Source organism: Streptomyces longispororuber (genome assembly GCF_024448165.1).
Lineage (GTDB): Bacteria > Actinomycetota > Actinomycetes > Streptomycetales > Streptomycetaceae > Streptomyces > Streptomyces longispororuber_A.
Window position 1 is genome coordinate 1 of sequence record NZ_JAMOLN010000185.1, and the last position, 20,707, is coordinate 20,707.

The 20,707-nt window shown below is 72.1% G+C and carries 17 protein-coding genes; 6 read left to right on the forward strand and 11 right to left on the reverse strand.

Annotation, left to right across the window (positions count from 1 at the left end; translation table 11 throughout):
* Positions 1 to 81: 81 nt before the first annotated feature.
* The 5 genes from M4J07_RS36860 to M4J07_RS36880 form a co-directional block, all read right to left on the reverse strand.
* Positions 82 to 438 carry a hypothetical protein gene (locus M4J07_RS36860; RefSeq protein ID WP_255979481.1) on the reverse strand — a complete coding sequence of 119 codons (357 nt, stop codon included), beginning with the start codon at positions 436 to 438 and terminating at the stop codon, positions 82 to 84.
* Between the two features lie 98 nt (positions 439 to 536).
* On the reverse strand, positions 537 to 1,919 hold the full coding sequence (locus M4J07_RS36865; RefSeq protein ID WP_255979483.1) for an AAA domain-containing protein: 1,383 nt from the start codon (positions 1,917 to 1,919) through the stop codon (positions 537 to 539).
* Positions 1,916 to 3,508, reverse strand: coding sequence for a hypothetical protein (locus M4J07_RS36870; protein ID WP_255979485.1), 1,593 nt, complete (start codon positions 3,506 to 3,508; stop codon positions 1,916 to 1,918). The genes M4J07_RS36865 and M4J07_RS36870 overlap by 4 nt, the downstream gene beginning before the upstream one ends.
* Before the next feature lie 55 nt (positions 3,509 to 3,563).
* The gene (locus M4J07_RS36875; protein WP_255979487.1) at positions 3,564 to 4,724 is read right to left on the reverse strand and encodes a hypothetical protein; all 1,161 of its coding nucleotides are present in this window, start codon (positions 4,722 to 4,724) and stop codon (positions 3,564 to 3,566) included.
* Entirely contained in the window at positions 4,648 to 5,580 is a 933-nt protein-coding gene (locus M4J07_RS36880) for a phosphatase PAP2 family protein (protein WP_255979489.1), read from the reverse strand. Before M4J07_RS36880 ends, M4J07_RS36875 begins: the two co-directional genes overlap by 77 nt.
* Positions 5,581 to 5,810: 230 nt before the next feature.
* On the opposite strand from M4J07_RS36880, the gene M4J07_RS36885 reads away from it, so the two are divergent.
* Complete coding sequence (locus tag M4J07_RS36885; protein WP_255979491.1) at positions 5,811 to 6,410, forward strand: histidine phosphatase family protein; 600 nt, start codon at positions 5,811 to 5,813, stop codon at positions 6,408 to 6,410.
* A gap of 95 nt (positions 6,411 to 6,505) precedes the next feature.
* Here the strand turns inward: M4J07_RS36885 and M4J07_RS36890 are convergent, their stop codons facing one another.
* Entirely contained in the window at positions 6,506 to 7,867 is a 1,362-nt protein-coding gene (locus tag M4J07_RS36890) for a tetratricopeptide repeat protein (protein WP_255979493.1), read from the reverse strand.
* Between the two features lie 289 nt (positions 7,868 to 8,156).
* Here M4J07_RS36890 and M4J07_RS36895 point away from each other — a divergent pair, with 289 nt between their 5' ends.
* Positions 8,157 to 8,570, forward strand: a complete 414-nt coding sequence (locus M4J07_RS36895; RefSeq protein WP_255979513.1) for a hypothetical protein — start codon at positions 8,157 to 8,159, stop codon at positions 8,568 to 8,570.
* A 57-nt stretch (positions 8,571 to 8,627) separates the two neighbouring features.
* Entirely contained in the window at positions 8,628 to 9,512 is an 885-nt protein-coding gene (locus tag M4J07_RS36900) for a spermidine synthase (protein ID WP_255979495.1), read from the forward strand.
* Positions 9,513 to 9,516: 4 nt separating this feature from the next.
* Here the strand turns inward: M4J07_RS36900 and M4J07_RS36905 are convergent, their stop codons facing one another.
* Complete coding sequence (locus M4J07_RS36905; RefSeq protein ID WP_255979497.1) at positions 9,517 to 10,122, reverse strand: hypothetical protein; 606 nt, start codon at positions 10,120 to 10,122, stop codon at positions 9,517 to 9,519.
* Between the two features lie 99 nt (positions 10,123 to 10,221).
* Between M4J07_RS36905 and M4J07_RS36910 the strand changes: the two genes are divergently transcribed.
* The 3 genes from M4J07_RS36910 (at position 10,222) to M4J07_RS36920 (ending at position 13,929) form a co-directional block, all read left to right on the forward strand.
* A complete protein-coding gene (locus M4J07_RS36910; protein WP_255979499.1) occupies positions 10,222 to 10,926 on the forward strand; it encodes a response regulator transcription factor in 705 nt (234 codons plus the stop codon).
* The gene (locus M4J07_RS36915) at positions 10,923 to 12,329 is read left to right on the forward strand and encodes a sensor histidine kinase (protein ID WP_255979501.1); all 1,407 of its coding nucleotides are present in this window, start codon (positions 10,923 to 10,925) and stop codon (positions 12,327 to 12,329) included. The genes M4J07_RS36910 and M4J07_RS36915 overlap by 4 nt, the downstream gene beginning before the upstream one ends.
* 124 nt (positions 12,330 to 12,453) lie before the next feature.
* A complete protein-coding gene (locus M4J07_RS36920; RefSeq protein ID WP_255979503.1) occupies positions 12,454 to 13,929 on the forward strand; it encodes a glycoside hydrolase family 18 protein in 1,476 nt (491 codons plus the stop codon).
* Positions 13,930 to 14,009: 80 nt separating this feature from the next.
* Here the strand turns inward: M4J07_RS36920 and M4J07_RS36925 are convergent, their stop codons facing one another.
* From M4J07_RS36925 to M4J07_RS36940, 4 genes are all read right to left on the reverse strand, one after another.
* Positions 14,010 to 15,659, reverse strand: a complete 1,650-nt coding sequence (locus M4J07_RS36925; RefSeq protein WP_255979505.1) for a bifunctional aspartate transaminase/aspartate 4-decarboxylase — start codon at positions 15,657 to 15,659, stop codon at positions 14,010 to 14,012.
* 18 nt (positions 15,660 to 15,677) lie between these two features.
* Complete coding sequence (gene aspT / locus M4J07_RS36930; RefSeq protein ID WP_255979507.1) at positions 15,678 to 17,381, reverse strand: aspartate-alanine antiporter; 1,704 nt, start codon at positions 17,379 to 17,381, stop codon at positions 15,678 to 15,680.
* A 15-nt stretch (positions 17,382 to 17,396) separates the two neighbouring features.
* Positions 17,397 to 19,073, reverse strand: coding sequence for an aspartate-alanine antiporter (aspT, locus tag M4J07_RS36935; protein ID WP_255979509.1), 1,677 nt, complete (start codon positions 19,071 to 19,073; stop codon positions 17,397 to 17,399).
* Between the two features lie 110 nt (positions 19,074 to 19,183).
* Positions 19,184 to 20,635 carry a GH1 family beta-glucosidase gene (locus tag M4J07_RS36940; RefSeq protein ID WP_255979511.1) on the reverse strand — a complete coding sequence of 484 codons (1,452 nt, stop codon included), beginning with the start codon at positions 20,633 to 20,635 and terminating at the stop codon, positions 19,184 to 19,186.
* Positions 20,636 to 20,707: the final 72 nt, after the last annotated feature.

The following is a 20,707-nucleotide window of genomic DNA, read 5'->3' on the forward strand; positions in this document are numbered from 1 at the left end:
GTTGTGAGAAATCGGGACAGGGAGGGGCGGGGTGGAGTATCTTGCCCCTCTGGCATATGCCAAACGATCTTTACGGAGTGATCAAGGGGCCTGCTCTGCGGCGCCGCGCAGCAGGTCACGGCCGAACTCGACCATCTTCTTCGCATAGTCCTCGGTCCACTGCGCCCGCTCGGCGATGTCCGCGGTGGTCAGCCGGTCGAACCGGCGCGGGTCGGCGAGCTGGGCGGCCGCGATCGCCTGGAACTCGACGGACCGGTCCGTCGCCGCGCGGAACGCGTGCGTCAGCTCGGTGGCCCGCGTCAGCAGTTCGCGGGGGTCCTCGATCGACTCCAGGTCGAAGAAGTGCTCCGGGTCGGCGGCGGCCTCCGCGGGCTCGAAGATCAGCGGGGCGGGCCGCAGCCGCGGCTGCGAGCTACGGGGCCGCTCGGGCTCCGCCATGGTGGTTCCTCCTTGTTGCGGGAGTGGTGCGACCCGTGGTTCGTGGTCCGGGCCACCTTCCATTGTCCGGCGGTGCGCAAGACCGCCACACCCGGCGCTCACGGCTGCCAGGTCACCCGGTGTTCCGCGAGCCGGGCCAGCACCGAGTGGTTCGCCTCCCAGCCGTCCGGGAACTTCACCGTCACGCCCAACTGGACCGGTTCCGCCGACGGATGCTCGTCCAGGAGGGCGGAGACGCCCGCCCGGCACACCACGATGCACGCGTTCCGATGGCGTGACGTGAGCACGCACAGCCGGCCCGTCTCCAGGTGGAACGCCGTCGCGTCCGGCCGGCCCGACAGCGGATGCAGGACCACCGTCACGTCGAACTCCCGGCCCTGCAGCCGGTTCGCCGTGTCCACGGTGACGTCCCGCACGCCCAGCTCCGCCAGTGCCGCCCGCACCGCCGCCGCCTGGTCGCGGTGGGCCGTGCCGACGCAGATCCGGTCCGCGGTCAGCGGCATCTCCTGCGGCCCGCGCTCCGACACCGTCACCCCGTCCCGGTCGAGCAGCCGCCGCACGACGAGGGCCACGGCCCGCACCGCCTCCGGGTCCGTGCGCGGCGTGTGCGCGGCCGGCAGTTCGAGCAGGCCCCAACCGGCTTGCGCGGCCTCGTCGATGACCCGGTCGGGGCCCGAACCGTCCGACGGAGCACGGAAGTCCAGCAGCCGGTCGCCCTCGGAGGTGCCGCTGCGGAACGGCGTGTACGGGTAGAACGCGGCCGACACCAGCGGCGCCGCTGACGCCGGAAGCCGCCAGGACACCGGGAGTTCGTGCTGCGGCAGGTCCGGGTTGTGGGCGAGCAGCGTCGCCACCGCCGAGGCCGACGGGTCGTACGAGAGGCCCGCCCACTGGTCCGCGCCCACGGTCGAGAACGGGTCCAACTGCCCCGGGTCGCCCACGAACAGCGCCCGCTCGAACAGCCCGGCCACGGCCAGCAGCGAGTCCGAGCGCATCTGGTACGCCTCGTCGACGATCGCGTGCCGCCACGGCCCCCCGGCGTCGTCGGCCTTCACGTGCGCCCACTTCGCCGCCGTCGAGATGACGACCGGCAGCGGCGCGAGATCGCCCACGTTCGTCGAGGTGCGCACCGGCGCCAGATCGTCGAGCGCCTTGTCGTACGCGTCCGGGTCGCTGCTGTGCAGCCGCCCCACCGGCAGCTCGGGGTTCTTCTCGTGCAGCCGCAGCACCAGGTCGTCGACCTGCGCGTTCGTCTGCGCCACGATCATCAACGGGCGGCCCGCGTCCGCGAGTTCGAGCGCGGCCCGCACGACCAGCGTCGACTTCCCGGCGCCGGGCGGTGAGTCCACGACGACGCCGCGCGCGTCGCCGTGCAGGGTGTCGCGGAGGATCGCGTCGGTGGCCCGGGTCGCCGCGGCACCCGGGTCGAAGGTCTCGGTTCCGGTCCCGGTCCCGGGCTCGGTGATGGCCGTGCTGCTCACAGGATGTCCTCCGACGTCACCGCGTCCGGTGTCTCGGCCCCCGCACCGGGCGGCCCTCCGTGCGTCCACGGCGTGAGCTCCGGCTCCGGCAGCTTCGGGCCCACCCGCTGCTCGTGCTCGAACAGCGTCCAGCACACCCGGTCCCCCTTCCGCGGCACGGATCCGTCCTCCGGCTCCCTGCCCCGCCCCATCTTGTCCAGCACCCGGAGCACCACCGCGCCGCCCCCGTCCACCGCGTCCTCGTACGCCACGAACTCGGCGCTCTGCGGCTTGCCTTCGAGGGAGCGGAACACCTTGACGCGCTCCCCGAGGTGCGGCCGGTCGTCCGTGCGGACGGTGATCAGCGGGCGCGGGCGCTTCTTCTCGTTGTACTCCGCCACGACCTCGGTCACCTCGCCCGCGAACGCCTCACCGGCCAGCCGCCGGCCCGCCATCACCAGCGGGTCGTCGAGCGCCTCCTGCGCGTCCAGGCGGGCCTGCTCGCGCTCGCGCGTCGCCAGCTTGTTCGCCGCGGTCACCGCGTCGTCGCGGCGCGGCTGCGGCGGTTCGCCCGCCGCCACCCGGTCGCGGTGGCCGGTGAACGACCAGCGGTCGCGGGTCCAGCGCTCGGCCGCGTACACCCCCTCGGGCAGCGTGCACAGCAGGTCGAGACCGCGCCACACCGCGTCCCACGTCGGCCGGGTGCGCGATTCGACCAGGGCGTGGATCTCCCGCTCCGCCGCCGTGAGTTCGGCCAGGCGGCCGTCCGCCTCGATCGCGTCCTCCGTGGCCGCCAGCCTCGTACGCGCCCGGTCGTAACGCTCGATCGCGGGCGCCAGCAGCTTGTTGTCGAACGCCGGGTCCGTCGCCGGGCCCGCCGGCGGGCACAGGAGCTGGCCCCGGGCGTCGCGGCCCAGCTCGGCGCGGAGCGCGGCGTCGGCGCCCGACGTGCCCTCCGCCGCGTCGATCCAGGCGAGCAGCGCACCCAGATGCTGGTCCTCCAGGCTCGACTGGCCCGTCGCCCAGTGGTGGGAGAGCAGGTCCGTCATCGCCAGGAGGAGCGCGGAGCCGGGGACCCTGGCCCGCTCGCCGTAGTGCGTCAGCCAGCGGCCGAGGAGCGGTACGTGCGGCGGCGCCGGGTACGGCGTCTCCGGATCCTGCTCCGCCGTACGGCGAAAGCGCATCGAGCGGCCGAGGAGCCGGACGAACTCGATGCCCGCGCGACTCGGCACGATCAACTGGGGTGCGTCCGCGCACAGTTCGACCTCGACCTTGACCTTCTTGCCGGTCTCCGGATCGGTCTCGCTGCGCTCGGCGGCCTCGACGTCGGCGGCGAACGTGTCGATGTACGGCAGCACCGTCTCGGCGAGCTGCGTCAGGAACGTGAAGCGCAGATCGCGGTCGCGGGGCTGCGGGACGACCAGCAGCCGCGGCGACGTGCGCTCGGTGCCGACCAGCGCGCCGAGCGGGGCGCCGGTCTCGCCCGCGGTGGTGAGCGGGACCAGGACCAGCGGGCGCTGCGACAGGTGCCGGTGCCGGACGGTGGCCGTGGGCTGGGCGCGGCCGGACGCGGTGGCCTCCAGGCGGGCCAGGTGGTCGATCAGGCTCACAGGACGATCTCCTTGCACACCGCGCACGCCGTGCGCGGGCCGGTCACGTACGGGGTCAGCACCGGGCGCCCTCCAGGGCCTCCGCGCGCAGGGCGGCCGCGCGCCGCAGCGCCGCCACCGTCGGATCCGCCGGATCGCCCGACTCGCCACGGGCGGCGGCGAGCACCGCGTCGACCGTCGTCAGACCGCCCAGCTCGGCGCGGAGCGGACGGCCCAGAGCCGTCACCGCGCCCGCCGCGCGCGACCGGTCACGGCAGTGGAACGCCAGCTCGCACGCGGCCAGGCACTCCGGCGCGTACATCGCGGGGACCGACTCGACCGCGGCCCGCAGCTCGGCGGCGGGCAGCTCCGGGTCGAAGGCGGTGCCGGGCGGCAGCGCCGCCGCGATGTCCTCGATCCGGGTGAGGCGGGTCAACTGGCGGCGCGTCACCGACAGCTGCTTGCGCACGTCCACGGCGGACGCGGCCGGCAGGTTGCTGAAGTCCTTGGGGCAGACGAGCACCACCCGGTCCCTGACCACCGGCGACGCCTCGGGCAGCCGGGCCGCGACCTGCTCCAGGGCCAGCACGTACACCGCCGCCTGCCGGGCCGCCGCTCCCACCTTCGCCGGGTCCGCCGCGCCGTCGATCATCGGGAACGACTTGATCTCGACGACCGTCCAGCTGCCGTCCGGATGCACCACCACCGCGTCCGGCTCCAGGAACGCCGGGCTGCCCGCCACGTCGAGCGCCACCATCGGGTGGTCGAGGAACGTCCACGTGCCCGGCGCCTGCACCGCCTCGCGCAGGGCGAGCGCGGTGCGCGCGGTGCGGCCCTCGGGCCCGGCCGCCGACAGATCGGGGGCCCGGACGAGATCGGGGACCGGCTCGGGGTCGCCGGTGCCGCCCACGCGCGCGTGCACCAGACGCAGCAGCTCCGCGCCGCCGTCGGCCTTCACCCGCGCCTCGAACACATTGCCCCGGGCCAGCGCGAACTGCGACTGACCGAACGCCGAGGGGGCGCCGAGGGCGTCGGCGAGCAGCGCCTTGTCCACCCCCGCGCCGTCCATGAGCGCACGGCGGTCGCACCCCGGGTTCGCCGCGAGCGCGGCGAGGGCGCGCGCGTCCAGCGGACGCGGCGGATGGTCCGGGCCGCGCAGCTCAGCGAGCCGGCGCCGCAGCCCCGTCGCCTGAGTCGTGCGGTGCGGCGGCCTTGCGCTGTCGGGGAATTCGCTCACCCGGGGAAGTCTGGCACTCTCCACTGACAATCGAGGAACGTGTGGCGGAAGGGGCTGCCGCCGAGCCGCCCGCGAGCACCGTGTTCACCCGGTCCTTGATCCGCGCCGCCAGCCGCATCACCGGCTTCGTGAGCAGCAGGCCCACGCCCATCACCGCGACACCGGCGAGCGCGTCGAAGAAGTAGTGGTTGGCGGTGCCCATCACGACGATCGTGGTGATGAGGGGATAGGCGACGGCCGCGGCCTTCGCGTACGGGCTGCGGCCGTGGCGCCACAGCATGATCCCGCACCACAGCGCCCACCCGACGTGCAGGCTGGGCATCGCCGCGTACTGGTTCGTCATCCCGCCCAGGCCCTTGGGCGCGCTCGCCGCGCCGCCCCACCAGCCGTACGAGCTGTACTGGGCCATGGTGTCGACGAAGCCGTGGCCCTGGCTGAGCAGCCGGGGCGGGCAGGTCGGCAGCAGGGTGAAGCCGATCAGGCCGATCAGTGTGGAGGTCATCAGCCAGGTGCGGGCCGCGCGGTAGACGGTGGCGCGGCGGCGGAAGAGCCAGACCAGGATCAGCGGGGTGACCAGGTAGTGCAGCGAGGCGTACCAGAAATCGGCGGGTACGCCGATCCAGGCCTCGCGCGTGAAGAGTCGGTTCAGCGGGTGTTCGAGGTTGAGCCGGACTGCCTTCTCGGCCCGGAGTATCGCGAGGCCGTGGTCGACGGCGGTGCTCACGTCGCCGCGGGCGAGCAGCCGGCCCGCCGAGTACGCGCCGTACACCAGGAGGATCAGCGGCAGCTCGGTCCACCATCGGAGCCGGGCGCCCGGTATCGCCTCCGTGCGTGGTGCGTCGTCGGTCTGCGACATGCGGGCCGCTCCCCCTCTTTCCTCGTTCGGCGGCCTCCGGCCACTCGGTCACCCTACGGCGTTCACGGGGGCCTGTGTGGGTGACCCCTGACCCTCGTAGACGCTGAGATCAGCCGGCGGGTTGCCCGGCGGGCCCTCGGCGATCCGGTTGCGGGATGATGGAACGGGTGACACCTGCTGTTGCCCCGTGTTCATCGTGTTCATCCCTGAAGTTGTGAAAGGGCCCGATCATGGCACCGCGCATCCTGTTGGCCCGGCACGGACAGACGGAATGGTCCCTGTCCGGGCGGCACACCGGCAGGACGGACATCCCGCTCCTGGAAGAGGGCCGACGTGGCGCGAAGCTGCTCGGCGAGCGGTTGCAGCACGCCCCGTACGACGGTCTGGCCGGGGTCGAGGTGCGCACCTCGCCGCTGGCGCGGGCGAGCGAGACGTGTGAGCTGGCCGGTTTCGGTGACCGGGCCACGCCGTGGGACGCGCTCATGGAGTGGGACTACGGCGCGTACGAGGGCCTCACGCCGGCCCAGATCCAGGAGCTGCGGCCCGGGTGGTTCATCTGGCGGGACGGGGTTCCGGAGGGTGAGACGCTGGCCGAGGTGACGGCTCGGGCCGATGAGGTCGTGGCGTGGGCGCGGTCCGCCGAGCGGGACGTGCTGGTGTTCGCCCACGGGCACATCCTGCGGTCGATCGGGGCGCGCTGGCTCGGCCTCCCGCTCGACTTCGCCTCCCGCATCCGCCTCAACCCGACGTCGCTGTCGGTACTGGGGTGGGCGTACGGCGAGCCGGCGCTCGAATCCTGGAACGAAACGGGTCACCTGGCGGCGGCCTGACCGGACCCCGTTCCGCGCCCGCCGTCCCTCTCTTTCGCCGTGGGCTGCGGGTGGGCACGAGAAGCCCCACCGGCCCGCACCCGGCAAGACAGCGGCTAGCGGCGGGACGCTGCGTGGGATTCCAGGAAGGCCGCCACCCCGGTCGCCCGCCGGTGCGGCAGCAGGACGCGGGCCGTCGTCGCCAGCATCGACTCGATGCGGGACGAGCGGACGTCACGGAGAAGGCCCAGCGCCCGCGCCCCCGCGGCAGCGGATTCGTCCGGCTGACCGGCCCGCGCCAGATCGTCCGCCAACTCGGCCGTGTACAGCGCCATGTTGCGGGTGAAGTGCGGATCCTGGAGCGCGGCGGCACGCCGCGCGTGCCGAGCCGCCCGGTCCCAGTTCCCGAGCGCGGACCAGCACTGCGCCTCGAGCCCCTCCAGCTCGGCCTCGCCGTAGAACGACATCCACTCGGGGTCCGCCTCCGACGCCCCCCGCGCGAACAACGCCTGCGCCCGCGCCAGACACCGCTCGCACGCCCGCTGGTCACCGAGCCCCGCCCAGCCGCCCGCCTCCCGCAGCGCGAGCAGCGAGAGCAGGCGCGGCGAGCCGCTGCCCGCGGCCACCCGGGTCGCCGCCTGCGCCGCCCGTACGGCCTCGCGCGGGCGGCCCGCGTCGCGCGCGAGGAACGCCGTGTTGCAGAACGCGTGCGCCTCCAGTGCCTCGTCGCCCGCCATCCGCGCCGTCGCGAGCGCCTCCGCGTAGTGCGAGCGCGCGTCGTCGAAGCGGCCCGAGTCGTGCGCCAACCAGCCGACGGAGATGGCGAGTTCACCCGCCCCGGTCTGCAGCCGCTCGGTGACGTCGCGCTGCGCGGTGCCCGCGTCCAGCAGTTCGAAGGCGGTCCGCAGGGGCGTGGCGGCCCGCCGGTACAGGCCGTCCGCGCCGTGCCGGTCGTCGAGCAGCCGGATCCGCCGGATCGCCTCCTCCACGGCGCCGACCCCGGCCCGCGCCGGGTGGTGGGCGGCCTCGCCGGGGGCGAGGGGGACCCCGAAGGGCGTCAGGGTGGCGACGGCCACGGTGGCCGTCGAACCGGTCATGCCGGTCATGAATGCGCGACGTCGCACGTCGCTCTCCTCGTCGTACGTGTGATGCGTGTGCTGCGGTTCGGCAGTGGCGACGGCGGGGCGCGTGCCCCGGCCGCGCACCGCGGAGCGGGGTGCGAACCCCAGGTCCGTCAGGGTCCGGCCGGGGAACATGTGCAGGAACACCCGCTCGTACGCGTAGTTGGGGCAGCGGATCTCGCCGGCCTCCACGCGTCCGATGTAGCGAGCGTCGCAGCTGACCCGCTCGCCGATCTCCCGGGCCGCACGCCGTACCGCGGCCGCGAACTCGCCCGGCGAGCGCTGCCCGCGCAACTCCCGGAAGGCGAGGTTCGGCCGTGGGGACGGTGGCGCCGAGACATACGGAGACGACGTCATGAGCGGGGTCCTCCCGTGCGAACCGTGCCGGATGCCACGGGAGTTGGGGCCACCGGCCGCCAACTCCCTTGTTCCGGCGAGGCTCGAAGGTACCGGCTGTGACGGAGGCGACACGCAGGGTTTGGCTACAAACCGGATATCTCACCCACGATCCGCCATGAAGTGCCATCCTTTGCGGCGGCGTGCCGCCGTAGCCCTTGACAGCCTCGTGCGTTGAACCATGCGGCGAAACCCCATCGGGACACTCGGGACACGAGGAGGGGCCGACGTGTTGGACGCGGCACAGCCCATGACGTCGACGGCGCAACACCGTCCGACCGAGGAGCGCAGCGAGCAGCCGCCCGGCGCCTGCGATCTGGTCACGGTGCCATCGCGGCAGGGCCTGGAGGCGGTCGACATCCTGCGCAGGGACTGCACGGAGACGGTCGGTCCCGTGCTGCACGACGGCGGTGGCGACACCCTCGGCTTCCTCGTGCCGCCCGGCACCGCCGACGGCTGGGACGTCCCGGGCAGCGCCTGTACGCACACGGAGGGCCGCGGGCTCGCGCTCGGCGCGGTGCCCGCCCCGCCGCCGGTCGAGGGCACCGGATGGCTGCTGCCGCCCGGCGAGGAGAGCGACGACCTGGTCACCGACCCGGCCGTGCTGCGGGCCGCCCTGGACGAGGCCGCCCGGCTGATCGAGGCCGCCGACAACTGCCGCTGAGACCGCCGCGGGGACCGCCGCTGGGCCGATGCGCCGCCGCCCGTCGATAATGGGCGAATGGCGAGGTCACGCAAGCAGGGGCGCAGCAGCGACGGTGGGGGCCGAGGGGTCCGGGAGCCCGTCGTGGAGAGCGTCGACGGCGGGCTCGCCGAGCTGATACCCGACCGGGACCGCCCGGCCGCCTGGACGCTGCTCCTGGACGGCGCCCCGCAGTCCCACGTCGACCTCGACGACCCGACGCACCTCTCCTTCGAGTACCAGCGGCGGATCGGCCACGTCCTGGACCTGGCCGCCGACAAGGGCCGCCCGGTGCAGGCCCTGCACCTCGGCGGCGGCGCCTTCACGCTCGCCCGCTACGTCGCCGCCACCCGCCCCCGCTCCACGCAGCAGATCGTGGAGCGCGACGGTCCGCTCGTCCAACTCGTGCGCGCCACCCTGCCGTTGGACCCCGGCGCCCGGATCCGCGTCCGCACCGCCGACGCCCGCGAAGCCCTCGCCAAGCTGCCCGACGACTGGGCCGACGTCCTCGTCGCGGACGTGTTCAGCGGGGCCCGCACCCCGGCCCACCTGACGAGCACGGAATTCCTGACCGAGGTGCGCCGCGTGCTGCGGACCACCGGCGTCTACGTCGCCAACCTCGCCGACGGGCCGCCCCTCGCGCACCTGCGCGCCCAGATCGCCACGGCCGCCGCCGTCTTCCCCGAGCTCGCCCTGGTCGCCGACCCGACCGTGCTGCGCGGCAAGCGGTTCGGGAACGCGGTCCTGGTGGCGTCCGCGCAGCCCCTGCCGGTCGCCGAGCTGACCCGGCGCGCGGCGGGGGACCCGCATCCGGGACGGGTCGAGCACGGAAAGGCGCTGGCGGACTTCACGGGCGGGGCGGTGCCCGTCGTGGACGCGGCGGCCAAGGCTTCCCCGGCGCCGCCGCCGTCCGTGTTCCGGTGAGGGCTCAGTAGTTCGCGATCTCCACCGTCGGCGCGTGGTCGTGCCACGTGCAGAACACCGACACCTTGTCCGCGCCGGACGTGAACTCGACCCGGATCCACGTGGTCTGCTTCCACACCTGCACCGACCAGCCCGAGGCCGGGGTCGCCGAGACCAGCGTCGCGGACGACGTCCCGAGGTCGAAGACCGCGCGCCCGCCCGTCGTCGCGTAGCTCTTCACCGTGCCGGACGAGGTGGCGCCGGGTGACGAGGGGCGCGTGGTGGGCGACGGCTTCGGGCCCGGCGTGGCGGACTTCGACGCCGACCGGGACGGTTTCGACGACGCCGCCGCGGAGGACGACGCCGAGGGCGACGGCTCCGGACGGTGCGTGGACGAGGAGACCGGCGACGCCGCGTCCGCGTCGTCCGTGGCCATCACCGGCAGCGCCTGCGGCGGGTCGTACGCCGTGCCGGACATCACCGTGTGCACGCCCCACCACGACAGCGTCACCGCGGCCCCGGTGGCGAGCAGCCACGCGACCGAGTGCACCAGCCCCCGGCGGACCGCCCGCGGTGCCCGGGGCGGTTCGGGCGCCGGCGTCGGTGGGGGCGAGGGGAGCGTCGATTGCATCGCGGGCCATACTGCACCACACCCGCCACCCGTGTCCCGTACGGTCCACAGTCACCCGGGGGAGGCCCGAAAACGTCCGGATGGCGTACGGTGCCGCCCATGGCAAGTGTGCTCGTGGTCGAGGACGACCAGTTCGTGCGCTCGGCCCTCATCCGGCACCTGACCGACGCGGCACACACCGTGCGCAGCGTCGGCACGGCCCTGGAGGCGCTGCGCGAGGTCGCTCATTTCCGGTTCGACGTGGTGATTCTCGACCTCGGCCTGCCGGATCTGGACGGGGCCGAGGCGCTGAAGATGCTCCGCGGCATCACCGACGTACCGGTGATCATCGCCACGGCGCGGGACGACGAGGCCGAGATCGTCCGGCTGCTCAACGACGGCGCCGACGACTACCTGACCAAGCCGTTCTCGCCCGAGCACCTGTCCGCCCGGATGGCCGCCGTGCTGCGCCGCTCGCGGGGGAGCGCCACCGCCGAGCCGCCCTCGCGGCTCCTCCAGGTCGGCGGCCTGTCCATCGACCCGCTGCGCCGGCAGGCCGAGCTGGACGGCGCCCGGCTCGACCTGACCCGCCGCGAGTTCGACCTGCTCGCCTTCCTCGCCGGGCGGCCCGGCGTCGTCGTCCCCCGCAAGGAACTCCTCGCCGAGGTGTGGCAGCAGAGCTACGGGGACGACCAGACCATCGACGTCCACCTGTCGTGGCTGCGCCGGAAGTTGGGCGAGACGGCCGCCAGGCCCCGCTATCTGCACACCCTGCGCGGCGTCGGCGTGAAGCTGGAGCCGCCGCGCCTGGAGGCCTCGCCGTGAGGTGGGCGCTCGTCAAGGTCTGTCTGGCCGTGACGACCATGGTGGTCGTCGCGTTCGCCGTCCCGCTCGGGCTCGTCATCAAGGAGATGGCCCGGGACCGCGCGTTCTCCAACGCGGAGCGGACGGCCGTCGCCATCGGCCCCACCCTCTCCATCACCACCGACCGCGACCAGCTCGCCCGCGCCCTCGCCACCGCGCAGACCGGCGACGGCGACCGGATGTCCGTGTACGTCCCGGCCGCCGACGGCAACCCCGCCATCCGGCTCGGCGAGCAGCGGGTCGACGCCGACGACCTCGACATCCGGCGGGCGACGGTCGTCGACGTGCCCGGCGGCTCCGTGTGGCTGCAGCCGATCGCGATCAGCACCGTGAAGATCGCCGTCGTTGAGGTGTTCGTCCCCGAGTCCGAGGTCACCAACGGCGTGACGACCGCGTGGGTCGTGCTCGCGGGCGTCGGGATCGCACTCGTCATCGGGTCCGTGGCGGTCGCGGACCGGCTCGGGGTGCGCATGGTGCAGCCCGCGCAGCGGCTCGTCGGCGCCGCGCACGAACTCGGCGAGGGCAGGCTCGGCGCGCGCGTGCCCGAGGACGGGCCGACCGAACTGCGGCTCGCCGCCGTCGCGTTCAACTCCATGGCGGATCAGGTCGTCCAACTGCTCGCCAACGAGCGGGAGCTGGCCGCCGACCTGTCGCACCGGCTGCGCACCCCGCTGACCGTGCTCCGGCTGAACGCCGCCTCGCTCGGGGACGGGCCCGCCGCCGAGCAGACCCGGGTCGCCGTCGAGCAGCTGGAGCGCGAGGTCGACACCATCATCCGCACGGCCAGGGACGCCAAGCCGCAGACCGCCGCGGCCGGTCCTGGCGCCGGGTGCGACGCCGCCGAGGTGATCCGCGAGCGCATGGACTTCTGGTCGGCGCTCGCCGAGGACGAGGGGCGCAAGGTGCGGGTCGCCGGGATCGACCGGCCCGTGCGCATCCCGGTCGTCCGCGGCGAACTGGTGGCCGCCCTCGACGCGCTGCTCGGCAACGTCTTCCGGCACACCCCGGAGGGCACCGCCTTCGCGGTCGACGTGCACAGCGGCGAGGACGCCGTGATCGTGCTGGTCTCGGACGCGGGCCCCGGCATCCTCGACCCCGAGGCGGCGATGGCCCGCGGCCGGGGCTCGGGCAGCGACGGCTCGACCGGCCTCGGCCTGGACATCGTGCGCCGCCTCGCCGAGTCCACCGGCGGCGACGTGCGCATCGGCTCGTCCGTGCTCGGCGGCACCGAGGTGCGGATCTGGGTGCAGACCGACCAGCGGGCCGCCCGGATCCCGGCCGGGACCCGGCGCGGACGCGGACACCGGAGCCGGGAACGTAAAGGACTGGTCTCTACCTTTAATCGCTCCCGATCCCTTCCTTAAGCCAACCCTAAGATCCTCAACCCCCGCCCCGGTTGACCGAATTGACGGATTCCGGATCGCTAACGTGCTGCCGCGCCCTACCCCCAGGGCACCCCCACCCCCGTACAGCTAAGGCAGGCACGTGATGAGCAGCACGCACCGGCGCAGGGTCAGCGGCAGGAACAAGGCGATAGGCGGCGTCGTCGCCGCGGCCGTCGTGGGCGGCGGCGGGTTCCTCTTCGCGTCGAGCGCGTCGGCGGCCTCGGTGGGCGCCGCCTTCACCAGGACCAGCAGCTGGTCCGGCGGCTACACCGGGCAGTACGTCATCACGAACGACACCGACAAGGCCCAGGCCGACTGGACCCTGGAGTTCGACCTGCCGGCGGGCACGAAGCTGGGCTCGCTGTGGAACGCCGAGTCGAAGACCGACGGGCAGCACGTCACCGTCACCGCCGCCTCCTGGGACAAGGCGGGCATCGCGGCCGGCAAGACCGTGACCGTCGGCTTCGTCGTCACCGGTGACGCCGACCCGGCCGGCTGTCTCATCAACGACACCAAGTGCTCCGTCGACGACGGCGCGACCCCCGAGCCGTCCGGCCGCCCCACCGAGACGGCCACCCCGTCGCCGACCGCCTCGGCCTCCACCACCGCGAAGCCGAGCGAGACGGCCACCGCGAGCCCGACCGCCTCGTCGTCCTCCGGCTCCGGATCGGGCTCCGGTTCGACGGCGGCCGCCGGATTCGCCCCGTACGTCGACACGTCCCTGTACCCGAAGTTCGACCTGGTCGCCTCGTCCAAGGCCACCGGCGTCAAGGAGTACAACCTCGCCTTCATCACCTCGGGCGGCTCCTGCGTCCCGAAGTGGGGCGGCGTCACCGACCTCGGCAGCGACGAGGTCGCCGCGCAGATCGGCGACCTGAGGTCCGCGGGCGGCGACGTCCGCGTCTCCTTCGGCGGCGCCTCCGGCACCGAACTCGCGCAGGCCTGCTCCTCGGCGTCCGACCTGGCGGCGGCGTACCAGAAGGTCATCGACCAGTTCAAGCTCACCAAGGTCGACTTCGACGTCGAGGGCGGCGCCCTGCCCGACACGGCCAACAACACCAAGCGCGCCCAGGCCATCGCCACGCTGCAGAAGAACAACCCCGACCTGAACGTCTCCTTCACCCTGCCCGTCATGCCCGAGGGCCTGACGTCGGACGGCGTGAACTTCCTCAAGAACGCCAAGGAGAACGGCGTCGCCACCGACCTCGTCAACATCATGGCGATGGACTACGGCGGCTCGTACAGCGGCGACATGGGCACCTACGCCGAGCAGGCCGCCACCGCCACCCAGGCACAGATCAAGTCGGCCCTCGGACTGTCGGACGCGGCCGCCTGGAAGGCCGTCGGGATCACCCCGATGATCGGCGTCAACGACGTCGCGTCCGAGGTCTTCAAGGTCGACGACGCCACCCAGCTCGTCTCCTTCGCCAAGGAGAAGGGCCTGGGCGGCCTGTCGATGTGGTCCGCGACCCGTGACAAGCAGTGCGCCGGCGGCGCCAAGAACTCCGCGGACCCGACCTGCTCGTCGATCGAGCAGGGTGCCAACGCCTTCCAGAAGGCGTTCGTGGCCTTCGACTAGCACTAGCCACTGCGAGAACGGGGGCTGCGGCCCCGGCCGGCGCTCTGCGGAGTCCCCCACCCGGCCGGGGCTGTGTCAGGTCAGCCCTGCGAGGCCCGCCACTCCTGCGCGTAGTCGTTGAAGATCGCCCGCAGGTGATGGCCGATCTTCAGGTAGTCGAGGTCGTCCAGGTTGGCGAGGGAGACCCGCACCGACCACTCGGGACCTTCGAAGCCGCCGCCGTTCAGGAGCACCACACCCGTCTGCTGGGCGAGGCGGAACAGCGCGTCGATGGGCTCGTAGCTCTTCTGCAGGAACGCCGCGAACTCCTGCCCGTGCTCCAGCTCCGCCTGCGCCAGCAGATCGAGCTCGATGTAGTAGCCGGCCCGCTTCGGGTCCTCCGCGATCTTCATCTGCGAGCCCTCCAGCAGGAGTTCGAGCCGCTGCCGGACGATCGCACGGATCCGCTCCTTGTACGCCTGGCCCTCCTCCAGCATGTCGAAGAGCGAGAACAGCGCGAGCATGACCTGCTGCGGCAGCGACAGGCCCGCCGTGTGGTTGAGCGCCACCTGCCGGGAGTCGGCGACCAGCCGGTCGATGAACCTGATCTTCTCCGGCTCCAGGGTGAGCGTGCCGTACCGCTTGTTCAGCCGCTCCGTCTCGGCCGCGGGGAACGCCTTGATCTGCTCGTCGATCACGTTGTCGTCGTGCAGGCCGATGACGCCGAGCCGCCAGCCCGTGCAGCCGTAGTGCTTCGAGTACGAGTAGACGAGCAGCGTGTTGCGCGGCAGGTCGGCGGCGATCGAGCGGAAGCCGTCCACGAACGTGCCGTACACGTCGTCCGTGACGATCAGCAGGTTCGGGTTCTGCGTCGCGACGATGTCCTTGATCTGGTCCGCGACCCGCCGGCTCAGCGCGAGGGACGGCGGGTTGGACGGGTTGACCAGGCAGACCAGCTTGATCTCCGGGTCCGCCAGCTTGGCGACCTCCTCGGCCGGATAGCGCCACTCGCGCACGCCCGTCTCGGCGAACATGCTGGCCTCGACGTACGTCACGTCGAACTCGTACGTGTCGAGCTCGGGGATCTCGATGTACGGCGTGAACACCGGGACCATCAGCGCGATCTTGTCGCCCTTGTGCAGGATCCCGTTCTTCATCAGCGAGTCGAAGATGTAGCACATGGCGGCCGTGCCGCCCTCGGTCGCGAAGTACGAGATCTGCCCGGCCGGCGGCTTCTTGTCGAACATCTCGTCCGCGACGTAGCCGCGCACGATCTCCTGGACGTGCTCCAGGATCCGGTCCGGCACCGGGTAGTTGTCGCCGACCGAGCTGTCGGTCAGCTCGTGCACGAACGCGTCCTTGTCGAACCCGAACCGCTGGATGCCCAACTGGACGCACTGGGCGAGGAGTTCGATGCCCGGCAGGTCCGGGTGGCGGCGCACGAAGGTGTCGAAGCGCTCGTACGCGCCGTCCTTCTCCGGCATGCCGCCCAGGTTGTCGGCCGTCCACACGCGCCGGGACTCGGACAGAGCGAAGTAGCCCAGCGCGTAGAACGCCTCGCGGGGTCCGGTGGCCACCCAGTTCGGGTTGCCGCGGCCCGCGTTGAGCATCTGGACGCTGGAGGTGCCCTTCTGGCCCGGCTTGTCGGCCTGCGCCTCCTTGGCGAGGTCGATGAAGACGTTCTTCAGCTCGAAGGGGGAGAGCTGGGCGTACTGCTGGATCTGCTCACGGGTGAGGGGCGTCTTCGGCATGGTCTGGCTTCCTTACGGTCAGTGGTGGAGGAGGACGATCACGGCGCCCCAGATGGTCAGCAGCACGTTCCCGACGGCGTACGGGATCGTGTAGCCGAGCGTCGGAACCTGCGATCTGGAGGCCTCGTTGATCGCGCCGATCGCGGCCGTGGTCGTCTGGCCGCCCGCGAGGACGCCCATCAGGATCGGGAAGCGGATCTTCTGGATGTAGTGGCCCACGAGGAAGCCGACGATCAGCGGGATCACCGTGGCCACGGCGCCGAAGACCAGCAGCCCCCAGCCGGCCTGCGACAGGCCGGAGGTGAAGCTCGGCCCCGCGTTGATGCCGACGACCGCGACGAACAGGCACAGGCCGAGCGTGTCCATGAACCACTGGGCGCCGGGCGGCACGTTGCCGTACGTCGGGTACTTGCCGCGGATCCAGCCGAAGACGAGGCCCATGATGAGCGCGCCGCCGGAGGTGGACAGCGAGATCGGCACGCCGGAGACGGTCAGCGCGGGGATGCCGATGCAGCCGCCGAGGAAGATGCCGAGGCCGACCCAGATCATGTCGGTGGCGAACGAGGTGGGGACCGGCTTGCCGATCGCGGCGCCGGCCGGGTCCACCAGGCGCCGGGGCCCGGTCAGGACGAGGGTGTCGCCGCGCTCGATCTTCGTGGAGAGCCGGTAGGGGAACTCGGCGCCGGACCGGTAGATCTTGTCGACGTAGACCCCGACCATGAACGGCTCGCGCCGCAACTCGGCGACGGTCTTACCCAGTTGGGCCTTCTCGGACGCCACCACGTGCAGCGTCTCCGTCTCGTAGCCGAGCAGGTCGACGTCATCGGTCTCCATGCCGATGTGCGTCCGGGCGTCGTAGTCGACGAGCGAGCCGCGCAGCGCGCTCACCGCGACGACGTCGCCCTCGCGCAGCACCGTCTGCTGGTCGTGGTCGAGGACCTGGCCGTCGCGGCGCACGCGCGTCAGGTAGATGCGGTGGCCGAGCTGCTGTTGCTGCTTCTCGAAGTCGTCGATGGTGCGGCCGACGATGTCGGGGCGCTGGATCGTGTAGGCCCGCAGCACGACCTCGTAGTAGCCCTCGTGCAGATCGGGGTCGTCCGCCGGCGCGTCCAACTCCTTGGCCAGCACGGCCGACTCGGCCGCGAGGTCCTTCTTGTAGAGCTTCGGCAGGACGTTGGCGAGCAGCATCGCGCACAGGATCGTGCCGAGCGGGTAGGTGACCGCGTAGCCGATCGCGACGAGGTTCTCCTCGTTCTTGGCCTGCCCGGAGGTGAGGCCCGGCAGGTTGCCGATGGCGTCCTGGGCGACACCGATGACGGCGGACTGGGTGAGCGCGCCGCCCAGCAGACCGGCGGAGAGCCCGGGGCCGTAGCCGAGCATCGCCGCGAAGAGCCAGCAGACCAGCAGGCCGGTGACGCAGACGACGATGGCGTTGACGACCTGCGGCAGGCCGTCCTTCTTCAGGCCGCGGAAGAACTGCGGGCCCACTTTGTAGCCCAGGGCGAACAGGAACATGATGAAGAACAGGCTCTTCACGGTCCCGTCGACGGTGACCTTGAACTGCGCGCCGAGCAGCAGACCGGCGACCAGGCAGCCGGTGACGGCGCCGAGCGCGATCGCCTTGTAGCGCAGCTTCCCGAAGAGGAAGCCGAGCGCGACGGTGAGGAACACCAGCAGCTCCGGATAGGGCTGGAAGATGTTCCGGTTGAGGAAGTCGATCACTGGACGTGCCGCCTCTCAGTGTCCGAGTACGCCGACGAGCACGGGACCCGTCAGGGGGAGCAGGAAGTTCGAGAGGGCGTAGGTGATCGTGTAGCCGAGCATCGGCACCGACGACTGCGCCACCTGGGTGACGGCGGTGATCGCGGGGGTCGAGCACTGCTGCCCCGCGATGGCGCCGATCAGCAGCGGCTTCTCGATGTTGAGCAGCTTGCGGCCGACGACCAGCGAGATCGTCGCGGGGACCAGGACCATCGCGATCCCGGCGAACGGCAGCAGCGCCCCGTACTCCTTCAGCAGCGGCCATGCCTGCGGCCCCGACACCAGACCGGTGCAGGCGATGAACACCGCGAGCCCCATGTCCTTGATGGTCGAGGCGGCCTGCGGCGGGAACGCGCCGAACGTCTGCGAGCGGGAGCGGAACCAGCCGAACAGCAGGCCCGAGATCAGACAGCCGCCGCCGGTGCCGAGCGACATCGGTACGTCGCCGAACTTCACCACGACCTGGCCGAGCAGCGAACCGGCCGCGATGCCGAGCCCGAGGTAGATGAAGTCGGTGGCGTCGTTCTTGACGACCGAGCCCAGCTTCGCGACCAGCTTGCTCAGGCCCGAGCGGGCGCCGACCAGGGTCAGCACGTCGCCGCGGTGCACGACCGTGTCGCCGTTCGCGGGCATGTCCTGGTCGGCGCGGACGACGTCGGTGACGTAGACGCCGTCGCTGAGGAACTCGGGGTTCTCCCGCACGAGGTCGTCGATGGTCTTGCCGTCGTTGGCCTTGTCCGTGATCGACACCTGCTTGGTGGCGAGCGGCGAGTCGAGCCCCGGCACGCCGGGCGTCTCGGGGCCGATCAGCCGCCCCGCCTCGATGGTGTTCGCCCGCCGGCCGACCACGAGGACCAGGTCGGAGAGGGTGAGCTCCAGGTCGGGGGAGGGCGTCAGCATCCTGCTGCCGCGCTTGACGGACTCGATGGTGATCCGGGTGCCGAGGCCGGACTCCAGGTCGCCGACGGTCCGGCCGTCGGCGGTGGTCACCAGGTACGTACGGCCCACCATGGTGGGCAGCGCGGCGCGCTCGTCCGACTCCAGGCTGCCGCTGCTGCGCGTGCGCTCCCACAGTTCGCGGGAGGCGTCGCGCAGGTTGATGCGCAGCATCATCGGCATGATCTGGCTCGTGTAGAGCACGATCGTGATCAGGCCGAAGAGGTAGCAGACGGTGTACGCGGTGGCGACGTTGCCCTGGTACTCGCTGATCTGCGCGGCGGTCAGATTGGTGAGCTTGCCGATGGACTCGGTCGCCGTGCCGACCACGGCCGATTCGGTGGCGGCGCCGGCCAGGATGCCGGAGGCCGTGCCGACGTCGAGGTCGAACCACTTGGCGAGGCCGAAGGCGATGCCGAGGACGCAGACCAGCTCGATGCCGCAGAGCACGAAGAAGCGCAGGGACTTCTTGTTGAGGTTGCGGAAGAACTGCGGCCCGGCCATGTAGCCCAGGGCGAAGATGAACAGCGCGAAGAACACGGTCTTCACGTCGCCGGAGATCTCCGCCTTGGTCCAGGCGCCGAGGAGCAGCGAGACGATCAGGGTTCCGCAGATGCCGCCCAGGGTGAGCGGGCCGACGCGCAGCTTCCCGACGAGGTAGCCGAGCGCGAGGCTCGCGAACAGGACGAGTTCCGGATGATCCTTGAGTACGCCCATGGCAGCTCAGCGGATCTCTGGAGCGAATGTGTCGGACATATAAGGCATATGCGCAAAATAAGGGCCGATGCGTCACTCCGCTATGCGAGCGCGCACCGGCCCCGGCCGTCCTAGTCGGTGGCGGGCAACCCGCCCGTCCGGGCGACCTGCGCGTACCAGGCGGCGCTCGACTTCGGGATCCGGGCCTGCGTCTCGTAGTCGACGTAGACCGCGCCGAACCGCTTGCCGTACCCGTACGCCCACTCGAAGTTGTCGAGCAGCGACCACAGGAAGTACCCGCGGACGTCGGCGCCCGCACGGATCGCGTCGTGGATGGCACCGAGGTGGCCGTGCAGGTAGCGGATGCGGTCCGGGTCGTGGACCCGGCCGTCGGCGTCCACGACGTCGTCGTACGCGGCGCCGTTCTCCGTCACGTAGAGCGGAACCCCGGGGGCCTGGGCGGTGTAGTCAAGGAGAAGGTCCGTGAGACCGGTCGGATCCACCGGCCAGTTCATCGCGGTGACCTCACCGGGCGCGTGGTGGAAGGCGATGTCGTCGGCGGCCGGCCAGGGGGAGTGGTCACTGGCGCCGTGACCGTCCAGCCTCGGGCCGTCCTGGTCGGGACGGGCGGCCGAGACGACGGCAGGCGTGTAGTAGTTCAGACCGATGAAGTCGAGGGGCTGGTGAATGGACGCGAGGTCCCCGTCCTGCACGAAGGACCAGTCCGTCACGCGCGCGGTGTCGTCGATCAGGTCCTGCGGGTAGGCGCCCTTGAGCAGCGGCCCGGTGAAGACGCGGTTCGCGAGCGCGTCGATCCGGCGCTTGGCGTCCAGGTCGGCGGGGGACTCGGTGAGGGCCCTGACCACGCTCGGGTTGAGGCTGATGCCGATGCCCGCGCGGGCCGGCAGGACGGAGCGCAGCGCCTGGGTGGCCAGACCGTGCCCGAGGTTGAGGTGGTGGGCGGCGCGCAGCGCGGCGGCGGGGTCGGTGCGGCCCGGGGCGTGCACTCCCGAGGAGTACCCCAGGAAGGCGCTGCACCAGGGCTCGTTGAGGGTCACCCAGCTCTCGACCCGGTCCCCGAGCGCCTCGCCGACGATCCCGGCGTACTCCGCGAACCGGTGGGCGGTGTCCCGCTCGGGCCAGCCGCCCGCGCTCTCCAGCTCCTGGGGCAGGTCCCAGTGGTAGAGGGTGACCACGGGCTTGATGCCGTGGCTGAGCAGCTCGTCGACGAGACCGCGGTAGAAGTCGAGCCCGCGCTGCACGGCGGGCCCGCGGCCGGTGGGCTGCACCCGCGGCCACGCCACGGAGAAGCGGTACGAGGTGAGGCCCAGGTCCGCCATCAGCCGCACGTCGTCGCGCCACCGGTGGTAGTGGTCCACGGCGACGTCCCCGGTGTCCCCGTTCTCCACCTTCCCCGGCGTGTGGCTGAACGTGTCCCAGATCGACGGCGTCCGGCCGTCCTCCCGCACGGCGCCCTCGATCTGGTACGCGGCGGTGGCCGCGCCCCACAGGAATCCGGTGGGGAACTGGGTGCGGTGGGGTGCGGTGACGGTCGTGGTGCTGGTGTTGTCAGTGGTGGTCATAGGAGCGCTCCCATAGGGGTTGAGGGGACGTCGAGTTGGGGGAGGCGGCGGGTGGGCCTCGTCTTCTGCGGG

Excerpts from the sequence above, each read along its gene's own strand:
- M4J07_RS36860 (WP_255979481.1), bottom strand. The coding sequence starts at position 438 with ATGGCGGAGCCCGAGCGGCCCCGTAGCTCGCAGCCGCGGCTGCGGCCC.
- M4J07_RS36880 (WP_255979489.1), bottom strand. The coding sequence starts at position 5,580 with ATGTCGCAGACCGACGACGCACCACGCACGGAGGCGATACCGGGCGCC.
- M4J07_RS36885 (WP_255979491.1), top strand. The coding sequence starts at position 5,811 with ATGGCACCGCGCATCCTGTTGGCCCGGCACGGACAGACGGAATGGTCC.
- M4J07_RS36890 (WP_255979493.1), bottom strand. The coding sequence starts at position 7,867 with ATGACGTCGTCTCCGTATGTCTCGGCGCCACCGTCCCCACGGCCGAAC.
- M4J07_RS36895 (WP_255979513.1), top strand. The coding sequence starts at position 8,157 with ATGACGTCGACGGCGCAACACCGTCCGACCGAGGAGCGCAGCGAGCAG.
- M4J07_RS36900 (WP_255979495.1), top strand. The coding sequence starts at position 8,628 with ATGGCGAGGTCACGCAAGCAGGGGCGCAGCAGCGACGGTGGGGGCCGA.
- M4J07_RS36905 (WP_255979497.1), bottom strand. The coding sequence starts at position 10,122 with ATGCAATCGACGCTCCCCTCGCCCCCACCGACGCCGGCGCCCGAACCG.
- M4J07_RS36910 (WP_255979499.1), top strand. The coding sequence starts at position 10,222 with ATGGCAAGTGTGCTCGTGGTCGAGGACGACCAGTTCGTGCGCTCGGCC.
- M4J07_RS36920 (WP_255979503.1), top strand. The coding sequence starts at position 12,454 with ATGAGCAGCACGCACCGGCGCAGGGTCAGCGGCAGGAACAAGGCGATA.
- M4J07_RS36925 (WP_255979505.1), bottom strand. The coding sequence starts at position 15,659 with ATGCCGAAGACGCCCCTCACCCGTGAGCAGATCCAGCAGTACGCCCAG.
- aspT (WP_255979509.1), bottom strand. The coding sequence starts at position 19,073 with ATGGGCGTACTCAAGGATCATCCGGAACTCGTCCTGTTCGCGAGCCTC.
- M4J07_RS36940 (WP_255979511.1), bottom strand. The coding sequence starts at position 20,635 with ATGACCACCACTGACAACACCAGCACCACGACCGTCACCGCACCCCAC.